Source organism: Mucilaginibacter phenanthrenivorans, from assembly GCF_024721155.1.
GTDB lineage: Bacteria > Bacteroidota > Bacteroidia > Sphingobacteriales > Sphingobacteriaceae > Mucilaginibacter > Mucilaginibacter phenanthrenivorans.
This window is the reverse complement of record NZ_JAHVAP010000005.1, coordinates 516,163-542,833: the sequence shown is the minus strand read 5'-3', so window position 1 is coordinate 542,833 and position 26,671 is coordinate 516,163. Positions and strand designations below refer to the sequence as shown.

Sequence of the window (26,671 nt, the reverse complement as noted above, 5' to 3'; positions counted from 1 at the left end):
CCAAAGAAAAGCACTAAAACAACGTCAGATTTTGTTTATATACTAAACCTGCTGCTTTTTATACCAAACCCCGGTTTGTCCGGTCTTTTTCGTAGAAGAAATAATGCGTTTGAATAAATATGAAGTTTATCGATACAGGTATCCCATGCCTATTAATGGCAGAAGGGGCCGGATAGGTGGTCTGATATTACGCTACACAGGAAAAGGAATGAACGGAATAATTGAACAATAACTCAAACAGGAGGTTCCAAGGAAAATGGAAAAGGGCTCAATAGATATTGGTGAAGTCTGACTGGCTGGATGGGCCGGACGTTTTATCGAAAGGCACCACTATATTTATCAACTATACCAAATAAATTTCAAATTCAATCTAAAGGAAACACATCGATATCCACTTAAAAACATAATATTCAATTGTTTAATCGCATTTGCATTTCCAGCAATCGACATATCTTTGCCCAATTAATAGTCGAATTTAGGTTGGTTGATATATTTTCATTGCCAGTTCAACGCATCTGGATATGCAGATAGAATTTTAAATTAAGAAAATGCGGTTAAACTGTTTACTCAAAACAATAGGTGTTGTCGCTTATGTGTTTTTGGTATCATATTACGCATTTATTTATGGTTATACAGCTTTTCGTAGTATTCTTTCGCCAGCCGGCCGGCTTCAAATCCGGGAACGACATCAGTAGCTGCTTGTTTCATGATGGCTAACCATATTCCTGGTTTCTGATAGTACATTGGTAATACCGCATTCTCCAGGACTTCCATCAGATTCTTATTTTCCAGGCTGTCCTTTTCTACTCCGGAGAAACCCACCTGTGCCTTGGCGATAAGGAAACCATTCTCTTTATCCCTGGCAAACTCAGGCACCCAGCCATCAGGCAGGGACAAGTTGATACTGCCGTTCATCGCAGCGGTCATTCCGCTGGTGCCCGAGGCCTCGTGGTACATCCGCGGATTATTCAGCCAAACGTCAGATCCTTTTTTTAACAGGGCCGACAAAGCCAGCTCATAGCCGGTTAGTACAGCACAGTTTTTAAAAGGCTTCGCCCGGCTCGTGATCTGGTTAAACAGGCCGATGCCTTCGCTGTCTTCAGGGTAAGGCTTCCCGGCCCAGATCACCTGTACCGGAAAGTTCTTATTGTTGAGTAGATTGATAAACCTGCCCCAGTCCTGCATGATCAGGTCGGCACGTTTATAACCGGCAAAGCGCCGGGCCCATACAATGGTCAGCACGTTTTCATCAAACAACTTCCCGCACTGATCTGCCACCACCTTAAACAGCTCATGCTTCATCTCTTTTTTCCGGATGATAATGCCTTGGTCGTCATTTGAAAGAATTGCCTGGTCAATGACCGGATCGGCCCAGTAAGCCTTGTTCTGCGCATTGGTTACCGATGTAATCTCACAAACCCCCGGATTATTAGCCCACATTTGCCTGGCTACCTCGCCGTGCAGTTTGGATACGCCATTGGCTTTCCGGGAAAATTTGAGTGCCGCAAGGGTATAATTAAAATAATCCCCGTCCAGGCCCAGCAAATACTTGACCTCGTGTTCCTTGAGATGGTAAAAGAAGGACATCTCTTTAAGCAAACCGTAGCTGTGCGCTTCATTGCCGGCCATCTCTGGTGTATGAGTTGTAAAGACCACTCTTTTTCTTACCTCGTCCAGACTTTTGTACTTGGCGTGCAGGAAAAAGTTAAGGGAGACCGAGTGCCCCTCGTTCATATGGTAAACATCTGGCTCGATGCCTAAAATATCCAGCAGCATCGCGCCGCCGATACCCAAAACGATCGTCTGCGCGATCCGGGTAGTTTCATTTGGGTCGTACAGGCTGTGGGTGATGGATTTGGAGACTTCATCGTTTTCCGGAATATCGGTACTGAGCAAAAAAAGCGGCGCGGTACCAAACGTTTCCGGCCCGAGCAGCCATGCCTTAACATGCACAGGGGCATCATGAACAGGTACTGCAAAAACGATCCCTATATCCTGCAAAAAGGCATAGTCCTTTTCTATAAAATCGGGCTTCATCAAGGCATTCCCGTCACGGACCTGGTCATAATAGCCGTATTTCCAGAGCATGCCGATCCCCATCAGGTTTTGCTTCAATTCATAAGCGCTGCGTAAATGTGAACCCGACAGGAAGCCCAGGCCGCCACTGTAGATTTTCAATGCCTGGTCGACCGCAAATTCCATGGAGAAATAGGCCACCGTAGTTTTATATTGGGGATCCGGGGTATAGCCGAATATTTCATCTTTTGTAATCATGGTTTAAATGTGTATCCGGTAAGGTGTCCATTTGAAATTTTTATTGAGCTTTAGTTCAGCCTCAAGCCGTCGAAGGTTGTTGTCTACCAGGTTAAACCACAGGTCCTCGTAATGATCGATGCGGTATTGTAATAATCGGGGCAGAGCCGGCTCTCCTTCTTTGATCAGTTGTCCGATATATTCCTGTGCACCTTTTTTAGCTTTTTCCAGCGCGTGAACTAAACTGGTATTACCATAAAATATTTCGCTGTCCTGAACTAAGCTTAACTGGGTGTTGGGCACGAACCGCTGAACAACAGGTTTAAAATCATTCGTTGAAATTTCTGTTACGGTAGTATCAGGCTTCAAGACCTGGTAGTATTTAAAATATGGCTGTCTTTTCATCTTATTGACCGTTGGGCTGATTATTCCATTTCCAGTTAAGTATCTGCGGCATATCCTTGCTGTTGGTATTAATATAATGCGTGTGTTGGATCAGCTTATCCTGTAGTAATTGTCTGAGATAATCCCCCTTCGGGTTATTATGGTCAATGCCCATAAACTCCATTGCATAACAAATAAACTCCCGGAAACGGCGTAATTTTCGCCCATTCATTATATCCCGGGCTACTAAAACCAGTCATAACTCTGAAACATCCAGCGTATCAGGTTTGGTCGCATCACCGGCAACAGGATTTTCCTGATGCATTGTCAGCTTGAACGGCAACTGAAGATCACAAAAAGCGATACATGTTTTGGTTTCCTCGTCTTCCATAATATACACCGGATGACGCTGCCAACCGGCAATATGCATAGACGGCCTGTAACATCGAACGAAGTGACATCAATAGGCCAATTCCGTGAATTTACTGCAATCGTTTTCACGGGAAAGGCTGGGATGTAACCCCAGTTTTGCTGCCCATTCCTGAACTATTTCCTGATCCATTTCATTTTCGTTTGGCCAAAGAAAAGCACTAAAACAACGTCAGATTTTGTTTATATACTAAACCGCCTGGTTTTTATACCAAACACCGATTTGCCCGGCCTTTTTTGTATAAGAAATAATGGCATTGGTATAAATTCCGGCACTGCCTTCATAGAATATCCTATTTTTGTTATTCCCCTAAAACCATTTCAAGTGGACCAGCATACTGATACTTTAAAGAACGAAAGAGCAATCAACCTGTTGATTGGCACGCGTTATCGCCTGCTACGGCACATCATATTTTTATTGGGGCTTTTTTTGTTCATGTATAGCTCCAATTGGTTTGAGCAATATGACAATGCTTATAAATATTATCGTTTTTGCGTCGTGTACTTTGGGTTTATCGCTATGATTTACCTGAATATGTATGTCTTGGTACCAAGATTTTTTTTTAAAGCCAGGTATTTTATTTATATGCTGCTGCTGGTATTAATGGTGCTCAGCACATTGGTGTTGGTATCGCACCTGTTGAATAGTTATATTGACGCGAACGAAATGGGCAGACAACGACCCAATCCAAATGAAATAGGGCCATATGCGGGCACGGGCGTATCCATCGCCATTATCCTGGTAACCACCATGATGAAACTTTTCGGCCAGTGGATCAAAGACAAGGAACGGATTACCGAATTGAATAATTTGACCCTGAGAATGGAGCTAAATGAATTACGAAACCAGATCAACCCTCACTTCCTGTTCAACATGCTGAATAACGTGAAGGCCTTAATCCGTATTGATCCGGAAAGAGCTTCGGTCGTTATTATGAAGCTTTCGGAGTTTTTGAGGTACCAGTTATATGAGAACGGTGAAGCGAAAACATCTTTGCAATCAGAACTGGATTTTCTTTCCAACCTGGCAGAATTAGAAAAGATCCGGCGTGATAAACTTTCGATAACACTGGAGACAGCAATTGCACCGGAACGCCTGAAACAAATCTTTTTACCGCCGAACCTATTTACTACGTTCCTGGAAAACGCTATCAAATACAGCGTTGACACGACCGACGAACCGGAATATATCCGTGTGTATATCTCGGTTAATTCGGGTGGACTTTATTTCAACTGCGTCAATTCCAAAGGCCCGGATATTTGGTCTGCTGATCGTAAACATAGTGGCCTGGGTCTGGCCAATATCAAACGCAGGCTGACGTTACTATACAAAGACGACTTTGTTCTGAAGATTTCACCAAAAGCTGACGAGTATTCTGTGACATTAACTATACCCTTATGAATTGTATCATTGTTGACGACGAACCCCTGGCCCGAAATGAAATGGAATCCCTGATCAGAGAGGTCTCCTCCCTTGAAATACTGATGAAATTTTCCAATGCATTTGCAGCCAAGGAATACCTGGCGAAAAACGAAGTCGATTTGCTGTTCCTGGATATCGAAATGCCAGGGTTGAACGGTGTCGATTTTGCGGCCAGTATCCCGGGAAAATGCCTGACCATCTTTACGACGGCCTATCCCCAGTATGCCCTGAGAAGTTATGAACTGGACGCCATAGATTATTTGCTGAAACCCATTGACAAAGTTCGCCTGGAGAAGGCTATTCGCAAAGCGGAGATGTATAATAAGCTCCTGTCCGACGATACCGCAAAAAACACGATAGAGCTCAATACAAACGACTTTTTCTTTATCAAATCAGACCGAAGGACCCACAAACTTTACTTTGCGGATATCCTCTACATAGAAGGGCTAAAAGACTATGTGATCATCTATACGCAAAATCAAAAACTGATGACTGCCATGAACCTGAAAACCATCCACCAAAAAATACCGCAAAGTTTGTTTTTCAGAGTAAGCAAATCGTTTTTGGTAAATATGGAGCGGGTTACCTCATTTGATAATCACACAGTATATCTCGGCGAAACAGACATCCCACTGGGAGACATTTATCGGAACGATTTCGTTAAAAGTTATGCCGAAGGACATGGTGATAATCAATAAACTAATTTTTACCGCACTATAATTGTTTTGACTTGGCTGGTATGTGCGCTAAGATACCCTAAGGTAGCAGGTGAAATATTGGTTGGCGGGTTAGATGGTGCAACAGATCCGCTCGGCCCGTTACTGCCCTGCTGCATTAAAGTCGACCAATACGTATAAACAAGCTTATCTATGCACTGCATCTCCACTGTTACGGTATCACCGGAATAAATTTTGATGGCATCCTGGTCCAGTAGGGTATGGATATATCTGCCGTCTGTAAATTCGTCATTAAAGGCAAATACGCTTGTCACCTCAACGCTATTAACATACATTACAAAACGGTATTGGTTAACTACACCCCCTGGGTCCTGGTAGTGTACCGTAATCTCCTTTTCATGATTACTGTTATTAACCGGTTTGTTTTTGGCAGTAATGGAATCTAAAGAAACCAGGGCTGGCATGGTCGAACTTGCTGTATACTTTTGGCCGTTTATTATGGCTGCCATAGTGTAAGTGCTGCCTGCAACGCCGTTCATTGAACTGCTGGTGTAAGTTCCAGATGGCCCCTCATTATATGGATAGGTATGACCGGCATCATCAACTACAGATACGGATGCCCCCGTTACAGCGGGGTAGGTATTAGTATTGGTAAATGGTACGTTCCGGCTGATTTTAATGTATTGTGGCCCGTTCACGTCAGTCAGATTTCCTTCAATCACCAGCTTGCCGGTATCGTTTCCTAACTTCAGGTCGACCACTTTAGTGCAGGAAACCGTTAAAATCGATAGAACAGATACAATGTAAATTTTATATAGTTTCATAGTAATGCGCTTAAAATTTAAAGTTCCAGGTAACTGAAGGGATTGGGGTAGCAAAAATGCTGGTTTCCACAGCCTCGGTTGTATTCGGTACGGTTTTGCTGTCGCGAAAAGTGATGAGATAAGGGTCTCTATGCCCATAAATATTATAGATCCCAAAGATCCAGCTGGAATGATATTTTTTATGTTCCTTCCCTTCCAGGGTTGCCCCTATATCCAACCTGTTTGAGGAAGGCAGGCGGTAGCCGTTGCGTTGGGAATAAGAAAAAGTAGTCAGGCCTCCTACCTCATATTTGCCGGTTGGATATGAAACCGCATTGCCTGTGCCATATATAAAGGCGCCTGAAAATGACCAGCGTTTATTTAATTGATAGATGCCCACAACTGACAGATCATGCGTCCGGTCCTGCCGGGCCGGGTAATAATTGCCATTATTAATGGCGTCAAACTTAAGCTCTGTTCTTGATAATGTGTAGCCTATCCACCCGTTAAACCTGCCGTATTTTTTCTTTAAAAATAACTCCAGACCGTAGGCCCTGCCCGCGCCGTAAGTCAATTGCGATTCTACGTCCTGGTTGGCTATTAACTGGGCACCATCCTTATAATCAATCTGGTTCTGCAGCTTTTTGTAATACACCTCGGCGGAGAACTCATAGGTATTATCTTTAAAATTCCTGAACCATCCTGTCGAAACCTGATCGGCAATTTCAGGCTTAATATTGTTGCTGCTCATCACATAAAGGTCCGTCGGGCTGCTGCTGGTTGAATTGGTCAGTAAGTGGATATTCTGGGTGTTACGATTATAAGAAGCCTTGATTGAGTTCTCATCATTTAATTGGTAGCTTGCAGAAAAGCGGGGCTCAAGATTTATATAATTCTTCACGAACTGGCCAGATCCATAGGCAGTAGAGCTTAAGGTATTGCCTGCGGAGTTGTAGGTGCTAAAAGTGCCCGGCCCTACTAAAAACATACCGCTTAAACGCAGCCCGTAAAGTATGGTTAATTTATCATTAGCTTTCCATTCATCACTTACATAAGCTGTATTTTCAAAACCGTAACGTTGTTCAACGCTTTTGTTGTTATAACTGGATGTTGCGGTGGTGGTAATATTTCCTGGAGCTATCGTATGGTGCAGTACATTTAACCCGAATTTCAGCGTATGATCGTTACCAATGGAATATTGCAGGTCTTCTTTCAGGTTAAGATCGGTTATTTGCGAAGTAGCTTTAAAATCATTTTTATTTTGTGAGCCCTGGATGGTGTAGTTGTAATTGCTGTAAATAAGGGATGTATTGGAGAATAGCCTGTTATTAAATATATGATTAAACCTGATCGTACCGGTAGAATTCCCCCAGTTGGTCCCGAATATGCTTTTTAAAGCCAAAACGTCTTTTCCAAAGTACCCGGAGAGATAAAGGGCGTTTTTATCATCAAAGTGGTAATTAACCTTCGCATTGACATCATAAAAATAAAGGGTACTGCCTTTAATGGTCGAATCTGAAGAAGCCTTTAAAAACAAGTCGAGATAAGTACGCCGGGCGCTGACCATAAACGATCCTTTGTCTTTTACTAACGGGCCCTCCACTTTTATTCTCGAAGCAATAAGGCCAAGACCACCCTGTACGGTGAAATCCTTATTATTGCCGTCATTCATTATGATATCCAGTACCGATGATAACCTTCCTCCATATTCGGCAGGCATTCCGCCCTTATAGATACTTACATTCTTAATCGCATCGGAATTAAAAGTCGAAAAGAAGCCAAAAAAGTGCGAAGCATTATATACGGGCGCTTCATCCAGTAAAATCAGGTTCTGGTCCGATGCGCCGCCTCGCACATAAAAACCAGTATTCCCTTCGCCCGCTGATTTTATGCCAGGTAGCAAGGAAATCGTCTTTAAAATATCTCTTTCCCCAAGCAGTACGGGCACCTGATTGATTTGCGCCATATTTAGCTTTTCAACGCCAAGAAGCGGCGAGGCGATTTGGTCATTATTGGGCTTGTCAGACCTGATAACGACTTCCTGCAATTCGCTGTTTTTGTTCAGCGCGATATTTATAGTTTGACTATGTTGCAGTGAAATTTGTTTAGTGATCGTCTGGTAGCCTATGTGAGTAAACAGGAGTGTATAATCACCCGGAGGGGCCTGTATAGAATAAAAACCATAGCTATTGGCGGTTGTGCCGTTTTGCGGCAATTCTTTTATTTTGACGGTTGCACCGGTGAGTGTTTCTCCGGTTGCGGCATCTTTTATTGTACCACTGATAACGCACGGCTTCTGAGCTGAAGCAATAGCCGGTATTAAAAGTGACAAAAGGGAAATAAGCGTGAAAGCTCTTATCATGATTTGAATTTCACGCTAAAGTATCCGGAATGCTGCTGTCTTTTTTTGATATTATATCAAACGGTCTGTAAATTATACGAAACGGACTTTTGGGCAGAGAAAGATCCGGGATGTCAAATGCGTTCGAATTGAACTGGTCTGCATTACTGAGCGTTAAGGGAATGTCCCGAAGTAACGGGTTCTCACGGATATCCCGGTTTGGGATATATTAGCTAAATTAAAATAACCCGTCAAGGCAATTTGCAGCCTCCGTGTATTACTAAAGCTGCCGTTATTCCAATTTTATCATATTTAATTGCCTATTTCCCATCTATAAATCGGGATCAATCATTTTTGCATTAAACTCAGGATTTAATTTTTCATTTAGAGCTGTGGGCTCTACCGTAACAATAACTTCTACAGTCGGTCTTACGATCATTGCTAATAAGTGTCCGCTTTTTACCGCGAGCGCATAATTTGTATCTTTTCAATGATTTGTAAAGATACATGTATCAAAATAATAGTTAGTAAATCGGTGCATATTGTCCCGATAACTATATTAAATATTGTAAGTCAATAGGGTATTGATCGGGTTCGAATCTCCTACGACGATGAACATTTTAATCTTTTCTAAAAAATTAAGAATTCTTTAACTTGTCATCATGTACTCCGTTAAATCATTAATTGATTAAGATTTAAGATGAGTTATCTTGTGAAAATTGTTTACCTTGTTTATCTTTACACAATAAGATTTGCAATTAATCTGCATTAAAAAAGTGGTGAGTATTTCGGTGAGTAAGAAATCAAATCCATTCTAATATATTGAATACCAAGTTGATGAAAAAGGAAAACGAATCCCTCCCTCTCCGCCAAGTTCAATATGAAAAACAGATAGATGCCTGCAAATCAAATGATTGCAGGCTTTTGTTTTTTAGGTCAAATGGCGTTTCCGATTTTCATATTGCAGTTGCCACAAACCGTCAAAAAACTACCGTTACCTATGGCGATTGCCTCAAAAACTGCGGTCGAATCAGCATATACCCGATTAACCATCCTTCGTGTGAACACCATCTATGTCATGATTGATTTGTTGTTATGAACAAGGCGCTTCCATCTCACCCGAAGCGCCTTAGCTAATCAACTAAATCACAGAATTCCTTTCTGTGGTATCTTATGCGCCTCCTTTTACCAAATTGACTTTAAGGGCAATAGCTTTAAGTTTTTTATAATTACTCCTTTACTTTTTTTAAGATGTAACTGATTAAATGGCTGTGTCGGAAAAAAAACACTTGTCATTACTGTTAATCCGTCATCAGCAAATAATTCAATTGATGACACATCAACTACTATTTTGATATTAGCTTCCAATGAATTGTTACTTAACCGGGGCGAAAATGCGGTCTTTGAAAATGCCGGGTTGAAATCAATTTTGCCCGACTTTGCCCTGTGTATAAAGTACTGATTCTTAGCATTGTCATATCCAATTATCAACGCCTCTCCAACGTCATTTGAAAGTGTTATAGAATAATCATTGAGCTTGTTAATGTTAAATTTTAATACGAATTGACTGGACAGTCCTTTAATTCCCTTTCCTGTCAGGAGATTCCTATTTAAGTTAACAGGCGCTCGTTCAATGCCGGTTAACTCTTTTAGAGGATTAGATGTTAACAATATCCGACCACCCACCTTTTTTAGCCCAAGCTCTTTTGGAATGGTCATTGCGTTTCGCCATTTTTTGGTTGGCACCTGGTTGGCATATTCCCAATTACTCATCCAGCCTAAAAATATTCTCCGGGCTCCCGTATTTGACCAGGTGACACCGGCATATTCATCGGGTCCGTAATCTAACCACTTGATCGTTGAATCAATTTGGGTAAATTTGTTTCCGTCAAAATGGCCTATGAAATATTGTGTTGCCGATCCGCCATTGGGACCACCAGGATTTACGTTAACAATTAATGTCCAATAGGTTTTGCCATTCAATTTCATAGGAAAAAGGTCCGGGCATTCCCATACGCCACCATGAGCTCCTAATTTCTCCCCAAATTCACTTTCCTTTTTCCAACTTTTGAGGTCAGGCGAAGAATAAAATGTAATACGGTCTTTTGTGGCCAAAGTCATCACCCATTTCTTTTCCATGGCATACCATATTACCTTAGGATCCCGGAAATCCCTGATTCCGGGATTTCTCAGCACTGGATTTTTGCTATATTTTGTCCACGAAAATCCATTATCCAGGCTATAGGCGAGGCTTTGGTTCTGAAAATCATTCTTACCTTCTTTTTCGCCGACGGGGTCATGGTTCGTAAAAATAGCGACCAATGGCATTTTTTCTTTATTGCCGAAACCCGAAGTGTTGTTAGAATCTGCAACAGCGCTTCCTGAAAATATATAGCCTAAACTGTCAGGATAGAGCGCAATGGGCAACTCCTTCCAATGCATTAGATCCTGGCTTACCGCATGTCCCCAATGCATGGGCCCCCAGGTTGTTCCATCAGGATAATACTGAAAAAAAAGATGGTAGGTTCCTTTATAAAAGACCATGCCATTCGGATCATTTATCCAATGTCGCTGGGGTGAAAAATGTATTTGTGGACGGTATTGTTCATGGTAAATTTTAGCCGTATCCTGTGCTTTTAAAAAGCAGGGAATGCAAAGTAAAATTCCCAGCAGGCAACCCATTATCTCTTTTTTCATATTATACAAACTACTGATGCAATTACTTTAAGGTATATTTAGTTAGATTTCTAAACGTGGCTGTCCCATTCACGCAGTAAATTCCCCATGGTGCGCCCTGCATAGCGTATATGCGGGTTGTTAAAGCCGTTTTTCCGTTAATATACATAGTTGCGATCGAATTTTCGATGACGATCTCCAGAGCATAATTAGTCCCCGCCGCCAGTGTAAAAGGTATTGATGCTTCTGTGACCGTTGAGCCGGATGCTATACGGTCACTTTCTGCATTACCATTTTGGAAACCCAAATGATAGGTTTGGGAAGCTACCGAACCGGCCCCAAGTAATATCCCGAAACTTTGTGGTACCTGTGAGAAATTCACAGTGGTTTTTATAATAAAAGGCCCGTTTACGTTCCCAAAAAGGGCATAACTGGTATCAGCGGCAGCGTTTAACTGGTAGTCCAGCCCTGAAGTTACTTCATCACTGCTTTTCGCGGTCGCTGTAACCGTATTTTCTTTGTAAAACACCTTATCAATTGCTGCAGGAACATTGACAGCCAGAGTTCCGTCGGCGTTCTGAGTCAACAAATGCGTACTCATATTTCCTGCGAAATCTTTGCTGCCAGCGTCACTAAATCCACTTTTTGTTGGCACCCAGCCAAAAAGGTAACGATTTTTCCCGTCAAATGTGGTTTTCGCCGCATAAAAATAACGGCTGTCCAAGAGGTCGTTTGCCGGAGTAGTCCATGGGCCCGACGGTGAATTAGCATACCTGTAATGTGTGGCATTCTGAATGTTGGTATCAGAAAAAACCAAATACCAGTAATTACCCCACTTAAATACATCCGGACACTCCAGCATATCGTAGGTGCCTGGTGAGTAAAAGTCGCCCTGGAATGCCCAATTGGGGTTTGAAAGGTCTTTGGTTGTATAATAAACCAAAGTGCCGGTATTTTTACGGGCACCTATAACCATCCAATATTCGTTAGTTACGTCGTTAAAGAAAATATTAGGATCTCTGAAGTTATTAAAATCGTAACCTTCTGGCGGAGTAATAAGGAACCCTGTTTTCTTCGTCCATTTGTTCAGGTCGGAGCTCGTAGCATACAATATCCCTTCCTGCGGGTGACTTGTGCCGAGGAATAAATAATTATGTCCCGTATAATAGCCATAATAAGTATTGCCGGCCTTGATAACGGAGCCTGTACCAAGCGTGTAATCCTGCTGGCCAGCTGTGCCTAACCCGATCATCTGGCCCTGGTAAGTGTAGTTCAGGAGATCTGGAGTTGTAAATTTATACCATGGGTGATACTGGGGCGCGTTGTCCCGCCAATCCATCAGGAAAAATAAATGGAAGGTATTGTTCTCATAAAATGGCATAACATCGCCGACATATCCTTTTACAGGAGCAGGATAGACCGAAAAGAACGGCATCGAAGGATTTACCGGTTCTAATTTGGTGCTATCCTTTTTACAGGATATCATCAGGATATCCAACAAAAAAAGAAAGAATAATCTCTTCATCATTATTGGTTTTAATGGGCCTTAGCATTTGTTGAAGCTAAGGCCCATATTTAAATTATTGGGTTAATATGCTTAGAGCGTTTTTAGTCATTTTCTGAATATTCGGCAAAAATACGTTTGGAATACTTGGCGTTCCGGAGCCTGGATCAGGCTCATTATACCAATCGTAAGCACCCAGGGCAATTACGATTGTTTTCCCGCTTTTATTGACCGATGGCCATTCTGCGATGTTTACCGTATTATCGGTATTGGAACCATCAGTCGACGCAAGGGCAATACCTCCGGTAGCAGCCTGCCAGCCGGCAGTATTGGTATAGCCACCCCAGTCGCTTACCTTCCATTGAGCAGTATGGTTTTCCCGCTCCGTGCCTTTACCTAATAAAAAGGCAGTTGATGAACCACTTAAAGTCAGACCCTGGAATAGCGGATTTGCTTCATTTCCGGTAAAAGAAGTTCCCCAGTTGTTATTTGCGTCGATGCCTGGATTACTGTCGCCGAAAACGTTATTCGGACCTTTTCCATTAGGAACAATTCCCAAAGAAGGCAAGTATTCGGCACTATACCCGGTCAAGAAGAAATTGCCCCCGGCAGCATAATAAGCTTTAAGCGCAGTAAGAACATTTCCCCAGTTGGAAATATCAGGTAACGTCTGGCTGCTATCAAAATGCCACCAGATAACTTTATATTTAGCAAGTGATACTGAACCATTATTAACATTGTCAAATGCTACATATTCAGCATTCGGGTAATTGGCAAATAACCAATCTGCGGCAGCTTTTTCATCCGGGTTTGTTATCCCGGCGCGAGTGGCAGCGGTACCTAAGTACGCGATATAGGGTATAGCTGTTTGCACAGTTGCGTTAACGGTGTAGGTCACCGATGCGATGCTCGATGTAACCGTATATTTCACAGGCTTAGTGAAATCCTGGGGTGTCCCAATGGCAGGGCTGATAGTCAGGCCTGTTGACAAAGATATCGATGGGGCTACATTACTTATATTAGTGCCCGGTGGCAATACTACTGAAATAATGTGGGTAATATCATTAACAACCCCTGTTACTGTATCAATTTTAAAGCTTGTAAAGCCTGGCTGTACTGAGGCTTTAACGGTATAATTGTTATAAAGATTGCCGCTCACAACCTGGTAGGTAACCGGTAGGGTCATGTCGACTATGGAGCCGGATGCGGGTGTGATTGTAGCACCCGCACCTATTTTTATACTGGGTGTAATTTTTGAAAGGTCTGAACCAAATGGTAGCACGATGTCGATTTCGTGCGTAGTTGAATTGATTGTCCCGGTAACACCGTTTGCGGTAAAGGTTTTTAATTCGACATCGGTATTCAGCTTAATATCCGATGTGGTTTTTTTGCAAGCCGGCAATACCATGCATGCAGTTAATAGGAACAGCCACATGCTGTTTCTGAGTATTGTTATATATTTCATATCGTTTAAATTTAGTTTGTTACCACCCTGTGTTTTGTTTGTATAATCCTTTACTGAAGTTTATCTGATTTAAAGGAATCGGCAAATATTCATCCCGGTTCTTTTTGAAAACCGCATCCTGTAACTGGCCAACCCTTGACTTCTCTGCGTTGAAGTAAGCATTAAGATAATCTGCCGCGATACCCCATCGTACGAGATCAAAAAAGCGGTAACCTTCCATTGCAAATTCCATACGGCGCTCAAAACGCAGCGCCTGGCGGGCATAGTCGTTCGTCCATGTACAATTAATTCCCGGCTGATAGGTGCTAATCTTGTAATTTGAGGTAGCGCCTCCATTTGCCTGCTTCAATAAAGAGGTGCTGTTGGCGGCGCGTTGACGAACCTGGTTTATGTAAGGCAAAGCCTGGATTTCCTGGCCCGATTCTATTTGTGCTTCGGCTTTCATCAGCAGCACATCGGCATAACGGATGATAGCCCAGTTCTTAGAGCTCGACATAAAAGGCGGGTATTTTTTAAATGCCGGATCATCATAGGCAACAGTTTCCTTCATGCTCAGCAGCGGCCCGTAAACCTGTGGAGCGCGTGACCATGACGCCTGATAAATGAAATCGGTTTTATATTTATATGGATGGCCAGGAATAGCCGCGGTGTGATCCATCCTTGGATCAAAGGTGCTGGCAAAATAGTCGCCGCTCGCTTCCACATCATTGTTATTAAATGTATTAAATAAGGGTAGGCCGTTGTTATCAGTTTGAAAAGCGTTAATCAAGTTATGGCTCGGTACATGAAACCCGCAGCAGCCGTATTGTGAGACCATAGGATAGTCAAGAGAGTGCCCGTTGTCAACACGACCTTCAGGTGTCCCATCGTTTTGTGAATATTGAATTGCAAACACCGATTCTTTGCTGTTGTCGAAACTGGACAGAAAATTGTCTGCGAAATCGGGAAGCAAACCATACTGACCAGAGTTAATCACGTCATCACATAAGGAACTAACCTGTGCCAGCTTAGCTTTATCAATGGCGGTAACGTTGTTATTATCGTCCTGGGTATATGCCTGGTAAAGCAGCGTCTTTGCCAGATAGGCTTCCGCGGCGTATTTATTAGCCCGGCCAATATCGCTTTGTTTTGCCGGCAGGTTTGCCGCGGCAAAGCTGAAGTCATTTGTAATTTTTGACCATAACTGATCACTTGTATAACTGCGGTTCGAAACAGTATCATAACCTGCTTTAGGTATATTTTCGTCTATATAGGGGACTCTTTTATAAAGAATCTTAAGCAGAAAATAAAAATGCCCTCTTAAAAAACGCATTTCTGCCTGACGGGTTAATTTGTCAGGAAATGCCGCAGTTGAAAGGTTATTGATCCTTCCTAAAGCATCATTTACACGGTTGATGCCAACGTACAAACGGTACCAGGTGACATCGGTGGTTCCCAGATCGACACGGTTTAGAGAAAAAGTTTCATAAGCATGGAAATCCGCGACGTCACCAGTTCCGTCACCGCCCTTGTAAGCATCGCCGCTCCTAATACTTCCGTAGGCCCACATATCGCTGTAAGGCGCGGCCCAATAGTCGTTACCAAGTGCTGAATAGGCCGCGATTGCCATTTTTTCCACATTCGCAGGCGTATTCAATTCTTCACTGGATATCAACGCCTGCGGTGTTTCATCCAGATATTTCTTGCATGATACACCCAGCGTGCAAATCAATACAGCTGCAATTAATATTTTCGTTTTCATTTGATTTTTCATTTAGATTTAAAAAGTCGCGTTGATTCCAATGGAGGTTACGATAGGAATCGGGAAATTATTAGTTGAATTTTCCGGATCCGTGGCTGTATAAGAACTGCTTTTTATTGTAAGCAGGTTATTCGCCTGGATAAATACCCTGGCATCATGAATTTTTAACGTTTTAAACGCTTTTTTGAGGTTATAGCCTAACTGTACATTTCTTAGCTTGAGGTAAGAGCCATTTTCTACAAAATAGCTGGAACCTCTGCCTTCATTGTTCCTGTCAACTAATGTAAGCGCCGGTATCGTTGAGTTAGGGTTTTGTGGGGTCCATGCTCGTAATACCCTGCTACCCCAGTTGGCTCCTGGCTGCAACGATGTAAAATCTGTGAGTTGTTTATAAGTGTTGTAAACATCATTACCCTGAACGCCCTGAAGAAAGAACGTAAAATCAAAATCTTTGTATCGTAGCGTAGTATTTAAGCCGTAGCTGAAATCAGGGTCAAAACTTCCTATATAATCACGATCCTTATCGTTGATTATCCCGTCATTATTGAGGTCTTTGTACCGAATGCGGCCAAGGGCTTTACCCGGTTGCACCGCTGAGTTGTCAACCTCGGCCTGTGTGGTAAATAATCCATCTGCCACATAACCGAAAATAGAATTTACGGACCGTCCTAATATAGTCTTGTCTGTTCCGTTGCCCGGATAGGAGGTAAGCACCTCTGCCGGAAGCTTGGTCACTTTATTGCGGTACGCAGAAATATTAGCAGATAAACTTATACTGAAATCGCTACCCAAGTTCGCGTCATAATTTATCAGCGCTTCAAAACCCGTATTTTTGACAGAGGCACCGTTAGCTGTCTCATTGCCTCCTTCGCCAATTACAGCAAGATAGGCGGGTGTGATAAGGATGTCAGTAGTATTTTTAATAAAATAGTCAAAAGAGCCTGTGATCTTATTGTTGAAAAGGCCGTAATCTAACCCAAAATTATTTTGGGTCGCCGTTTCCCATTTAAGATTAGCGTTACCTTGCTGCGTTTGTACATATCCGGATGGAAGCTGCCCTGTCCCTGACCCTGTAATGTCATATGCGGTACCCCCATCAAACAGACCGGTGATGTTAGTACCATAAACCGGGGAATAAAGGGTATTTGTCGCATAATTTGGAGCGGACTGATTACCAGTTTGGCCCCAGCTGTAGCGCAATTTCAGGTCGGATATAAAAGGTGCCTTACTCTTAAAAAAAGATTCTTCACTTACGCGCCATCCCAGTGAGGCGGCGGGAAAATAGGCATACCTGTTGTTACTGCCGAATTGGGAAGAACCATCACGGCGCAATGTAACGGATGCCAGGTAACGATTGTTATACACATAGTTAGCCTTGCCAAAAAAAGACATCAGTGCATTGCCAGCGCCGCCGCCTCCATTCAAAACGTTTGTGGTGCCTGAATTTAAATAGGCATAATCATAGTTCTCAATTGCATAGCCCTGGCGGCTTCCGAAAAAGTTCTGATTAATCACTTTAATTTGCTCATGGCCAAGTAAAAAATTCAGCTTGCTCTTTTTAAAATCCAGGTTATAGGTCAGCGTATTTTGCCAGGTCAGACTTCCGTCAATTGACGTGCTGGTATTCACCAGGTTAGAAGGGTCATTTAAAAAGCCTGAAACATATGACTTACGAATGGTTCTGGCGTAATTTAACGCATAATCGATTCCGAAATTTGACCGGAAATGAAGATTTGGCAATATTGACAAATCCGCAAAAGCATTGCCGAATACTTTGGCAAAATTATTCTTATTCTGTTTGTTATCTTCAATCAGCCTTAGGGGATTTTGCCTGTCGGCCATCCCGTTTGAAGGGCCACCCCATCCTCCGTTTATGTCATATACAGGGGTCGCGGGTTCGTCTATCAGGGCAAGGCTGGTAATGTCTCCTGTCGGCAGTAAAACATCGCGCATATAAGTGGCATCGAAATTTTCACCGACCTTTAAGCGATTATTAAAAAAATTGTAATCGGAATTAAATCTGGCGGTTATTTTCTGATCCCGGGATTCTTTAATAATACCCTGGTTGTCATAATACCCAAGCGAAAACAAAGAGTTGCCTTTTTCATTACTATTAGAAACCGTTAAATTGTAGGATTGCAATACCGAAGTGCGCGATATCTCATCAAACCACCGGGTATCCGCAGGTCTTAAAGTATGACCCGCATCAAGGAATTCCGGCAGCAGCACTTTATTTAAAACAGGGTTATTGTAATCGCCATTCCAGTTATATTGATACGTACCATTGTTGTTAGGATTTGATACGTCATTTACAGCGGCTCTCCAATAGGCCTCGCCCCGTTGCTGGGTGTTCAACACGTCCAGTTTACTTCCATAAAATTCAAGCGAAGTTGTTGCCGCAAAGTTGATACGGTTCGCACCCCCCTTTCCTTTTTTTGTGGTTACGATAATGACGCCGTTGGCGGCCCTTGATCCATATATGGATGCAGAAGAGGCATCTTTCAGTACCTGGATAGATTCGATGTCGTCTGCGTTAAGCTCCTGCAACCCGCGGGTTGTAGGAATACCGTCAATTACATACAAAGGATCGGTATTGTTCAAGGTTCCGATTCCACGGATCCTTACAGAAACGTTACCGGCGGGAGAACCGTCAGTAGCAATACTTACCCCCGGTACCCGGCCTTGCAGCGCTTTTATGGCATTACCTGCGGGTATATCCTGTATGTCTTTAACATTTACAACACCTACAGCGCCCGTTAGGTCTTTTTTTCGCTCAGCGGTATATCCGGTAATTACAACCTCGTTTAATTCGCTACTGTTTTCTTTGAAGGTGATTTCAAGGTTAGTGCTTTCAGCGGTTACTTTAACTGTGACCGGCTTAACACCCACATAGGAAAACCGTATGGCTTGCCCAACGGAGGCCTGAATAGAAAATTTGCCTCTGCTATCTGTTAAAGTTGCTTTTTGGGTTTCTAACACTATGACAGACACCCCAGATAATGGCTGGCCATCTTTGTCAGCCACCGTTCCAGTTATTTGCCGGGTCTGTGCAAATGCAGCTACCGCCAACATCACCAGCATGGAACAAAATAGTAATAGTTTTCTCATTTAATTAAATTTGGTTTATATATAATTGGTTTAAAACATTTGGTTTCTGAAAGCTTTATATTCTTCTAAGTCATATTCAGGGCAACCTCCTTTCTTTGTTGCAATAAAGCCACCCATTGCTATTGCACTTTTTAAAATTATTTCTGGAGATTCATTTAAATAATGTCCAGCTAAAAAGGCTGCTAAAAAGGAGTCTCCACTGCCAATGGTATCTTTTACTTTCACCTCGCTTCCCCACGAATGATAGGCGTTATCGGTTTTATAATAAGATGCACCGGACTCTCCTTTAGTTAGGATCACCTCCTTGATATTAAAGCGTTCCATAATAAACCTAACTTGACTTGCTTCGTTCCCAAAAGAACCACGGAAAAGGAGTTGCGCCATTTCTAATTCTGCCTGATTAAATTTTACAATGTCAGCTTTATCTAGTAATGCTTTGAGCAAATCCTGCCCAATAAATGGCGGTCTAAGGTTGATATCGAATACTTTTATAGCATCGGTTTTCAGTAACTCGAACAAGCTTTCCCTCGTTGTTTCGTTTCTTGAAGCAAGACTGCCGTAAACAATGTAGGAGGCAGCATTTATTCTATCTTTCAGGCCACTGTTTTTTTCAATATAATCCCATGCAACCGGGAACAAAATGTCGTAAGAAACTTCATTACCGTTATTCATTTTGGCAATTACTTCACCAGTACGATAGTCGGTATCGGATTGGAGAAATTGTCTGTCAATACCCCAATGGTCTAAAAGAGCTATTAATTCGTTCCCCTGAACATCCTTGCCAACTTTACTCAAGATACTGGTCGGCATACCCAGTTTATTCATATGGTATGCTACATTTAATGGTGCCCCTCCCGGCTGAGGCCCATCTGGCAGCATGTCCCACAAAATTTCACCAAAGCAAATCGCAGGTATAGTAGATTTTTCTTTCATATATTAAATTCTAATGCATTACTACGCTGGTTTCAATCTGCTCCAGTGACTTTCCTTTCGTTTCGGGCATCCATCGCCAAACGAATATGAGTTGAAGTACCATCATCGCGCTGAAAAAGGAGAAAGTAACGGTACCTCCCAGTTTTTCGGCAAACCACGGGAAACTGAACGCTATAATTGCAGCCATTATCCAATGAGTTGAACTACCCAATGTTTGTCCTTTTGCGCGTACCTGGTTAGGGAAAATCTCTGAAATAAACACCCAGATTACGGCCCCCTGGGAAAAGGCAAAAAAAGCTATGAATATCATCATGTAAATGGGTATTGCAAAGCCTTCAAAATGACCAGAATAAAAAGTGACGGCAACCATTGACAGGGAGGCAATCAAGCCGACAGATCCTATCAGCATCAAAAGGCGTCTGCCTACTTTATCAATAATATTAATAGCCAGCAACGTGAATATGAAATTCACCATCCCTATTCCGACCGTCGAAAGCAAAGACGAACTGGCACCCAGCCCGGCCATTTCAAATATCCTTGGCGCATAATAAATGATGGCGTTGATACCGGAAACCTGATTAAAAAATGCAATTGCGATCGCCAGTACAACAGGTAACTTGTAGTGGCCTGAAAAAAGGCCTTCACTATTCATCCCGGGAGTACTTTCCAGCCTGGAATTCTTTATAGAAACTAATTCCTGATCACAATTTAAAGGATTTATGATCCTAAGAATTTCCAAAGCGCGTCGTGTCTCGCCCTTTTTCAGAATTAACCAACGCGGGCTTTCCGGTATAAACTTGATCAATATCAAAAATATCAAAGCCGGAATTGCCTGGACACCCAGCATAAGCCTCCACGAAGTATCGCCTAACTGGCTAATCAGGTAATTTGAAAGGTAAGAAATCAGAATTCCAAGCACCACGTTGAATTGGAACAACCCAACTAATCTGCCCCTTTTATCGGCGGGTGAAACTTCGGATATATAAATAGGTGCAGTTACCGATGAAGCGCCCACGCCTAAACCACCGAGAAAACGGAAAACCATAAAAATATACCAATTATCAGCCAGGGCCGTGCCCAATGAAGCTAATAGATAAGCCATTGCTACAAAATACAAGGTGTTTTTTCTCCCGAAACGATCTGATGGTTTGGAGCCCAATAATGATCCGATAACGGTACCTATTAAGGCGATAGAAATCGTCAATCCGTGCGCAAAAACCGAAAGATGCCAGAATTGTTGGATTGATTTTTCCGCGCCCGATATTACGGCAGTATCGAAGCCAAATAGAAAGCCACCGAGGGCTACGACCATGGACCATGCCATGACAGAATTTTTACTCATAAAAAAAGAATAGTATTATAAATGGTTTGTTGGTTGCAATGTAGAGGGGTAATAAAAATTATGTGATTAATTTTGTCTCAAAATTCTCTAAAATTGTAACATTATTTAAATGGCTGATATGTAGTGCTTTATATCAAATTAGATATCTCTTTTTTTGAGAATCTATAATCTGGTTACATCAAATCTCTAATTATGTTACATTATTGTTATTTACCAGGAACACCCTGCTAAAGGGATATTTGAATAATTGGTTACTTTATGCATAACTTTAGTCCTCGTTCCAATAAAGCCAATTTTTACAGTTAAAAACCTTGTTATTTTTCTACATGAACATTCGAAGCAAAGTTTCGGCTATATGTTATTATCAGTACATATTGATTTTCCTTGTGATGTCACTTTTCATCAGTGGATGTCATAAAGTCAAAAACAAGGTTAGTTATACTATAGGTTTTTCGCAATGCACTGGGTCTGACCTATGGAGAAGGACTATGCTGGATGAGATGAAAACAGAGTTGTCACTTCATCCCGGTGCAGAATTTATCTATTCAGATGCACAAGGTAGCAGTAAGCGGCAAGTTGCCCAGGTCGCAAAAATGTTAGATCAGGGAATTGACTTATTGATTATCTCTCCAAACGAAGCACAGCCGCTAACACCTATCGTTGAAAGCGCATATGAAAAAGGAATTCCTGTAATTGTAATTGATAGGAAGACAGCGTCCTCCTTATACACCGCCTATGTAGGTGCCGATAATTATGAAATTGGCAAAATGGCGGGCCAGTATATAGGCTCAATGGCCAAAGGGCCTATAAATGTAATAGAAGTAATGGGCCTTCCGGGCTCTTCTCCGGCAATCGAAAGGGACCGGGGATTTGTAGATGGTATCAAAAGGTTCTCCAATGTGCATTTAATTAATAAGGTTTATGGAGACTGGCTGAAAAATAACGCTCAAACAGAATTATTTAAAATAAAGGATCAATTATCTGCTGTTAATGCCGTATTTGCCCATAATGATGTAATGGCGGCCGGCACGCGTCGTGTTTTAGACAGTTTTAATTTACCCAAAAAAGTAAAGGTTATTGGTGTAGATGCTTTACCCGGAAATGATGGTGGTATAAAAATGGTCGATAATAAAGAAATTGATGCCACGCTGCTTTACCCAACTGGCGGAAAAGAAGCGATCATTACTGCTTTCCAGATATTGAACAAGGAACAATTTTTCCGGGATAATATTCTGCAGTCAGTTGTCATTGATTCAGCAAATGTACGGCTGATGGAATTACAGTGGAGGAAGATCAATAGCCAGCAAAACGATATCGTAAGACAACAAAAATTGTTAAAGGAACAAGACGAGATATATAAAGATCAGCAATCAGTTCTTAATATAATCGTTATTTCTTTAGTATTAGCCATCGTATTCGGGGGACTGGCTTTTTACTGGTTAATGGAGAACCGCAAAATAAACAGAAGTCTCGAAGCAAAAAATGATGAGATTTTACACCAACGTAACCGGTTGATCGAAATGTCGTCCATGGCTGAAGCCGCGACTGAGGCCCGGCTGAACTTCTTTACAAACGTTTCACACGAATTCAGAACGCCGCTAACGCTGATGCTCGCCCCCATACAGGATTTTCTTTCAAATGAAAATCATTCAGAAATAGCAACAAGAAATTTTAAAATGATCCAGCAAAATGCGCTTCGGCTATTAAAGCTGGTTAATCAATTAATCGATTATCGTAAAATAGAATATGAAAAACAATCCTTGAATGCTTCTGCCAATAATATAGTAGAATTTCTAAAGGAAATTATTGACAGCTTCCGGCTGATTGCAAAAAATAACCATATCAGTCTGGAATTTTTCACCCCAAAAAAGGAAATTATTGTTTGGTTTGATACCAATATGTTAGATAAAGTGTTCTTTAACTTAATATCAAATGCGTTTAAATTCACTTCAGAGAGCGGGCAGGTTAAAGTGACCCTTCGGGCAGATAATGATGACTTCGTGGAAATCGAAATAAAAGATAACGGTGTTGGTATAAATCCTGAAGATGTTTCAAAGATATTTAACCAGTTTTACCAGGCAGAGAATGCGCCAATAACCGGATCAGGTATCGGTCTTTCGCTTAGTAAGGAAATTGTAGAAATCCATCAGGGTACTATTGAAGTAAAAAGTAAAAAATGGGCTGGCACTACATTTATTGTTTCCCTGCCGTTGGGCGATAAGCACTTGAAAATAAATGAGAAGTCTGGCAACCACGAGGAATGGCTTGATTTAAATTCAAGGTCCCAAATTTACCTGGCAGATTTAGAAAAAGTTGTTGAACAGCCCCAAAAAGATCTGTTAAGTAAACCAAAAGAATTGACCATTTTAATTGTAGAGGATAATACCGATCTGCTTCACTATCTCGTGGAAAAATTCAGCGTACATTACGAGGTCGATTCCGAAGAAAATGGCAATAACGCACTTTTAAAAGCTATTGAACTGGTTCCTGATCTCATCATATCAGACGTTTTGTTGCCAGGACAATCCGGTAAACAACTGACAGAGAAACTTAAATCGGATGTAAGGACTTCCCATATCCCAATAATTTTGTTGACTGCCCAGGGTAGCCTGGAGAACCAAATTTCGGGTATTGAATCAAAAGCCGACCTATATATCACGAAGCCTTTTAATTTTGATTATTTATTAGCCAGCGTCCATAATTTAATCAATAACAGGATTTTATTAAAGGAGCATTTTACAAATGATATCAGCCTGATTGAAAAAATTCCGACCTCCAAAAATATTGATAAGAAATTTTTAAATGATTTTGTAGGGATCGTCGAACAAAATCTATCTAATGAAAAGTTCTCCGTGGATGATATTTGTAAAATCGTAGGAGTATCAAGGATTCAGTTATACAGAAAAGTAAAGGCCCTGATGGGTTGTAATATTGCAGATTATATATTAAACAGGAGATTACTGAAAGCAAAACATTTACTGAATAATGGAAATCTTACAATAGCTGAAATAACATATAGGATCGGGTTTGCAAATCCTAATTATTTTGCCACCGTTTTCAAGGCAAAATATGGATGTACTCCAAGTGAATTTAAGCGGAATAAAATTGAAGATAGTTAAATTTGACGGATAGGCACGGATAATTAGGATGTTGCGATTGCGCTGTGGAGTCACCCATACCTCCCCATGATCCACTTTTCATTACAAGTACCGCTATACGGTCACCCGCAAACAGAGCCAACGGTCTCAGTTACTTCCAGCAAAAAGCGAACGCAGTTTTCGATGGTGCGACCGTATTGATCTGTAAGTTTGTTGGAGATATCCTGTCAAAAACTGGTCCTGTAAATAGCTATTTTGCGGCACGGATTTCCACGCCATCACTTGCTATTCCGATGCTTTCAACAAAGGGCTTATATTTGAGACTGATTAGGAATCAACTATATAATGTCTATACCAAACAATCAAGGGATACTTAAAACTTTTTAGGTGGCTTTCATCAAATGGTATGAGAAAAAATAGAACAAACTCACTTTTGAGTAATCCCCTTCCATTCGTCTGTTCTGAATGGTACGGCTGGCAGCCCTTCTTTATTGACGAGGTTACAAACCGGGTTGTCCGCCCATGCGTAACGTACGGCTACCGGAACATTTACTTCATCCGAACTAACTATTACCTTATCACCTGCGATTCTTGCCGATGCCCAATAAAATTTTTTATCATCTCCCGCTATTGCGAATCCCTTTAATGATCCTGTATCCCGCGTAGCAAGTCCTAAACCTATCCCTGTAAAACTTATGATTATATCTTTACCCTTGACAACGAAGTTTTTATACATTGGCCCCGAGGCAATAATATTTTTCCCATAAGCTTTTTTTTCTGCTATCAGCGCCAGCCTACGTCCTACCTCCTGCTTATTTGTAGGATGAAGACTGTTTGCATCGCCGATATCTATTATGCAAGCCATGCCTGTATTCGGTTGTGACAGTGTGAGTGTCTGCGCTTCTCTCAATTCAGCCCATTCGCTTTCAGCAGGAAGCGGATCTTCTTTTTTGAAGTTTGCCAACTGAACATATAAAAAAGGAAGGTTACCCTGATGCCAACGTTGTCGCCAGCTGTTGATCAGCATAGGGAATAATTCCCTATAGCGGTAAGCCTCCGTATCATTCGCCTCGCCCTGGTACCAGATAAATCCTTTGACCCCAAAAGGAATTAGCGGATTAATCATGGCGTTAAACAGCACCGCAGGGTAATTTTGATAATTATGGATTTTAGGAATGGCCGGTTCAACATTTGTTTTATACAGCCATTTCCCTGCTAAAGATATCTTAGAATAACCATCAGTAATATAAATGTTTTCAGCCGGGGGGGGCAATCCACCACCGCCCCACAGCATAGCCATTCTGATAGCAATGGTATTTTCTCCGTTCTTAACCAGACCGGCTGGAATGGTATAAGATTGCTTTGGATTGCTACTCCAAATCGTTTTGCATATTTCAGCGCCATTAAAATAAAGTGAATAATTCATTTCAGGACGGCCGATATTCAGTACCAAATTTTTTCCCGCAAAGGATGGGGGTAACACAATTTTTTTACGTAACCACATCATCCCTTCATATTTTCCAATTCCAAAATCTTTAACCAGCCGGGGCATCTCGACCGCCGTCCAACCAGAATCATCATAATCCGGTAAAGGAACAGTTTTATCAGTATTATTCTGTGGATGATAAACGATGTCCCAAAAACGTATCATATCCAGGCTATCTTTTACAACATTGTTTTGAGTCAGCGTATCGCCTGCAAGCATTTTTGCCCTGGTAGCAGCCGATGTAAGCTGTATTTCCCGGCTTGTCCATGTTTGTACCGGCGTTGCTCCCCAGGTGCTTTGAATAATACCAATTGGTACGTTTTGCTCTTTATGTATTTTACGGGCAAAATAATAGGCAACAGCTGAGAGCTGCTTCACACTATTTGTGTCGCATAATTTCCATTTTCCCGATAAAAAATCAGTTTGAGGGCTTACTTTAATATCATGTTCTACCTGAAGAAAGCGGATCTGGGGAAAATTTGCTTTGGCAATTTCATTCGGAGCATCCTGCGCTTGTTGTACCTGCCATTCCATATTGGATTGTCCGGAGGCCAGCCAGACATCTCCTATAAGAATTCCTTTTAGTTTGATGGCGGATTCCGGCTTTCCGGATTCAAAAATTTTGAGATCATAAGGGCCTCCTGCTTTGAACTTCGTAAAATGTAACATCCATTTGCCTTCCTTATCCGTTTTTGTCTTTATAGTTGCCTTGCCAAGCATTGCAACAATCAAGGAACCCGGAGTTGCTTTTCCCCAAACCGGAATGGCTATGCCTCTTTGCAAAACCATATTGTCGCCAAATACTTTTGGCAAAGTTATTTGGGCGTATCCTGATTGAGCGTTACAAAATATCGCCAGGCATAAAGAAAAAACAATCGCCCCAAAAAAAATTCTATTTATAAAAATCATATTATTACTTTTTCACTTTAATAGCTTGCGTCAATTAATGTTGGTTGCGAAAAATAACTATTTCGGCATCCTTACCGGTAATAGTAGTTCTGGCTTCCG

The 26,671-nt window shown here is 41.8% G+C and carries 18 protein-coding genes; 4 read left to right on the top strand and 14 right to left on the bottom strand.

The annotated features are described in order from the left end of the window. Nucleotides 1-618: 618 nt before the first annotated feature. From glgP to KXD93_RS14450, 4 genes are read right to left on the bottom strand one after another with little or no spacing between them, the layout of a single operon-like run. Complete coding sequence (glgP, locus tag KXD93_RS14465; protein ID WP_258137864.1) at nt 619-2,274, bottom strand: alpha-glucan family phosphorylase; 1,656 nt, start codon at nt 2,272-2,274, stop codon at nt 619-621. Nucleotides 2,275-2,277: 3 nt separating this feature from the next. Continuing rightward, complete coding sequence (locus tag KXD93_RS14460; protein ID WP_258137863.1) at nt 2,278-2,658, bottom strand: hypothetical protein; 381 nt, start codon at nt 2,656-2,658, stop codon at nt 2,278-2,280. A gap of 1 nt (nt 2,659) precedes the next feature. After that, entirely contained in the window at nt 2,660-2,869 is a 210-nt protein-coding gene (locus KXD93_RS14455; protein ID WP_258137862.1) for a hypothetical protein, read from the bottom strand. Between the two features lie 24 nt (nt 2,870-2,893). Continuing rightward, nucleotides 2,894-3,028 carry a hypothetical protein gene (locus KXD93_RS14450; protein ID WP_258137861.1) on the bottom strand — a complete coding sequence of 45 codons (135 nt, stop codon included), beginning with the start codon at nt 3,026-3,028 and terminating at the stop codon, nt 2,894-2,896. A 363-nt stretch (nt 3,029-3,391) separates the two neighbouring features. Here KXD93_RS14450 and KXD93_RS14445 point away from each other — a divergent pair, with 363 nt between their 5' ends. After that, nucleotides 3,392-4,468 carry a sensor histidine kinase gene (locus KXD93_RS14445; protein WP_258137860.1) on the top strand — a complete coding sequence of 359 codons (1,077 nt, stop codon included), beginning with the start codon at nt 3,392-3,394 and terminating at the stop codon, nt 4,466-4,468. Next, entirely contained in the window at nt 4,465-5,187 is a 723-nt protein-coding gene (locus tag KXD93_RS14440; protein WP_258137859.1) for a LytR/AlgR family response regulator transcription factor, read from the top strand. Before KXD93_RS14445 ends, KXD93_RS14440 begins: the two co-directional genes overlap by 4 nt. A gap of 8 nt (nt 5,188-5,195) precedes the next feature. Here KXD93_RS14440 and KXD93_RS14435 read toward each other — a convergent pair whose 3' ends face one another. Further along, nucleotides 5,196-5,990, bottom strand: a complete 795-nt coding sequence (locus tag KXD93_RS14435; RefSeq protein WP_258137858.1) for a DUF4249 domain-containing protein — start codon at nt 5,988-5,990, stop codon at nt 5,196-5,198. A 10-nt stretch (nt 5,991-6,000) separates the two neighbouring features. Then, a complete protein-coding gene (locus KXD93_RS14430) occupies nt 6,001-8,331 on the bottom strand; it encodes a TonB-dependent receptor (protein WP_258137857.1) in 2,331 nt (776 codons plus the stop codon). An 874-nt stretch (nt 8,332-9,205) separates the two neighbouring features. On the opposite strand from KXD93_RS14430, the gene KXD93_RS14425 reads away from it, so the two are divergent. After that, nucleotides 9,206-9,409 (top strand): hypothetical protein, encoded by a 204-nt coding sequence (locus KXD93_RS14425; RefSeq protein ID WP_258137856.1) that lies wholly within the window; start codon nt 9,206-9,208, stop codon nt 9,407-9,409. Nucleotides 9,410-9,495: 86 nt separating this feature from the next. Here KXD93_RS14425 and KXD93_RS14420 read toward each other — a convergent pair whose 3' ends face one another. Genes KXD93_RS14420 through KXD93_RS14390 form a run of 7 tightly spaced genes read right to left on the bottom strand, consistent with a single transcriptional unit; the run spans nt 9,496 to nt 21,079 of the window. After that, complete coding sequence (locus KXD93_RS14420; RefSeq protein ID WP_258137855.1) at nt 9,496-11,007, bottom strand: glycoside hydrolase family 32 protein; 1,512 nt, start codon at nt 11,005-11,007, stop codon at nt 9,496-9,498. Nucleotides 11,008-11,029: 22 nt separating this feature from the next. Further along, the gene (locus KXD93_RS14415; protein WP_258137854.1) at nt 11,030-12,514 is read right to left on the bottom strand and encodes a glycoside hydrolase family 32 protein; all 1,485 of its coding nucleotides are present in this window, start codon (nt 12,512-12,514) and stop codon (nt 11,030-11,032) included. 52 nt (nt 12,515-12,566) lie between these two features. Further along, on the bottom strand, nt 12,567-13,955 hold the full coding sequence (locus KXD93_RS14410) for a DUF4960 domain-containing protein (protein ID WP_258137853.1): 1,389 nt from the start codon (nt 13,953-13,955) through the stop codon (nt 12,567-12,569). Nucleotides 13,956-13,974: 19 nt separating this feature from the next. Next, a complete protein-coding gene (locus tag KXD93_RS14405) occupies nt 13,975-15,696 on the bottom strand; it encodes a RagB/SusD family nutrient uptake outer membrane protein (RefSeq protein WP_258137852.1) in 1,722 nt (573 codons plus the stop codon). Nucleotides 15,697-15,714: 18 nt separating this feature from the next. After that, nucleotides 15,715-18,804 carry a SusC/RagA family TonB-linked outer membrane protein gene (locus tag KXD93_RS14400; protein WP_258137851.1) on the bottom strand — a complete coding sequence of 1,030 codons (3,090 nt, stop codon included), beginning with the start codon at nt 18,802-18,804 and terminating at the stop codon, nt 15,715-15,717. A 30-nt stretch (nt 18,805-18,834) separates the two neighbouring features. Next, nucleotides 18,835-19,737, bottom strand: coding sequence for a carbohydrate kinase family protein (locus KXD93_RS14395; RefSeq protein WP_258137850.1), 903 nt, complete (start codon nt 19,735-19,737; stop codon nt 18,835-18,837). A 10-nt stretch (nt 19,738-19,747) separates the two neighbouring features. Further along, nucleotides 19,748-21,079, bottom strand: coding sequence for a sugar porter family MFS transporter (locus KXD93_RS14390; RefSeq protein ID WP_258137849.1), 1,332 nt, complete (start codon nt 21,077-21,079; stop codon nt 19,748-19,750). Between the two features lie 326 nt (nt 21,080-21,405). On the opposite strand from KXD93_RS14390, the gene KXD93_RS14385 reads away from it, so the two are divergent. Continuing rightward, nucleotides 21,406-24,198 (top strand): substrate-binding domain-containing protein, encoded by a 2,793-nt coding sequence (locus KXD93_RS14385; RefSeq protein WP_258137848.1) that lies wholly within the window; start codon nt 21,406-21,408, stop codon nt 24,196-24,198. 406 nt (nt 24,199-24,604) lie between these two features. On the opposite strand, the gene KXD93_RS14380 is transcribed toward KXD93_RS14385, so the two are convergent. After that, on the bottom strand, nt 24,605-26,572 hold the full coding sequence (locus KXD93_RS14380; protein WP_258137847.1) for a sialate O-acetylesterase: 1,968 nt from the start codon (nt 26,570-26,572) through the stop codon (nt 24,605-24,607). Nucleotides 26,573-26,671 lie beyond the last annotated feature (99 nt).

Coding starts and splice junctions, on each gene's coding strand:
- KXD93_RS14410 (WP_258137853.1), bottom strand. CDS start 13,955: ATGAAATATATAACAATACTCAGAAACAGCATGTGGCTGTTCCTATTA.
- KXD93_RS14395 (WP_258137850.1), bottom strand. CDS start 19,737: ATGAAAGAAAAATCTACTATACCTGCGATTTGCTTTGGTGAAATTTTG.
- KXD93_RS14440 (WP_258137859.1), top strand. CDS start 4,465: ATGAATTGTATCATTGTTGACGACGAACCCCTGGCCCGAAATGAAATG.
- glgP (WP_258137864.1), bottom strand. CDS start 2,274: ATGATTACAAAAGATGAAATATTCGGCTATACCCCGGATCCCCAATAT.
- KXD93_RS14415 (WP_258137854.1), bottom strand. CDS start 12,514: ATGATGAAGAGATTATTCTTTCTTTTTTTGTTGGATATCCTGATGATA.
- KXD93_RS14455 (WP_258137862.1), bottom strand. CDS start 2,869: ATGAATGGGCGAAAATTACGCCGTTTCCGGGAGTTTATTTGTTATGCA.
- KXD93_RS14430 (WP_258137857.1), bottom strand. CDS start 8,331: ATGATAAGAGCTTTCACGCTTATTTCCCTTTTGTCACTTTTAATACCG.
- KXD93_RS14405 (WP_258137852.1), bottom strand. CDS start 15,696: ATGAAAACGAAAATATTAATTGCAGCTGTATTGATTTGCACGCTGGGT.
- KXD93_RS14460 (WP_258137863.1), bottom strand. CDS start 2,658: ATGAAAAGACAGCCATATTTTAAATACTACCAGGTCTTGAAGCCTGAT.
- KXD93_RS14400 (WP_258137851.1), bottom strand. CDS start 18,804: ATGAGAAAACTATTACTATTTTGTTCCATGCTGGTGATGTTGGCGGTA.
- KXD93_RS14450 (WP_258137861.1), bottom strand. CDS start 3,028: ATGGAAGACGAGGAAACCAAAACATGTATCGCTTTTTGTGATCTTCAG.
- KXD93_RS14385 (WP_258137848.1), top strand. CDS start 21,406: ATGAACATTCGAAGCAAAGTTTCGGCTATATGTTATTATCAGTACATA.
- KXD93_RS14390 (WP_258137849.1), bottom strand. CDS start 21,079: ATGAGTAAAAATTCTGTCATGGCATGGTCCATGGTCGTAGCCCTCGGT.
- KXD93_RS14435 (WP_258137858.1), bottom strand. CDS start 5,990: ATGAAACTATATAAAATTTACATTGTATCTGTTCTATCGATTTTAACG.
- KXD93_RS14425 (WP_258137856.1), top strand. CDS start 9,206: ATGCCTGCAAATCAAATGATTGCAGGCTTTTGTTTTTTAGGTCAAATG.
- KXD93_RS14380 (WP_258137847.1), bottom strand. CDS start 26,572: ATGATTTTTATAAATAGAATTTTTTTTGGGGCGATTGTTTTTTCTTTA.
- KXD93_RS14420 (WP_258137855.1), bottom strand. CDS start 11,007: ATGAAAAAAGAGATAATGGGTTGCCTGCTGGGAATTTTACTTTGCATT.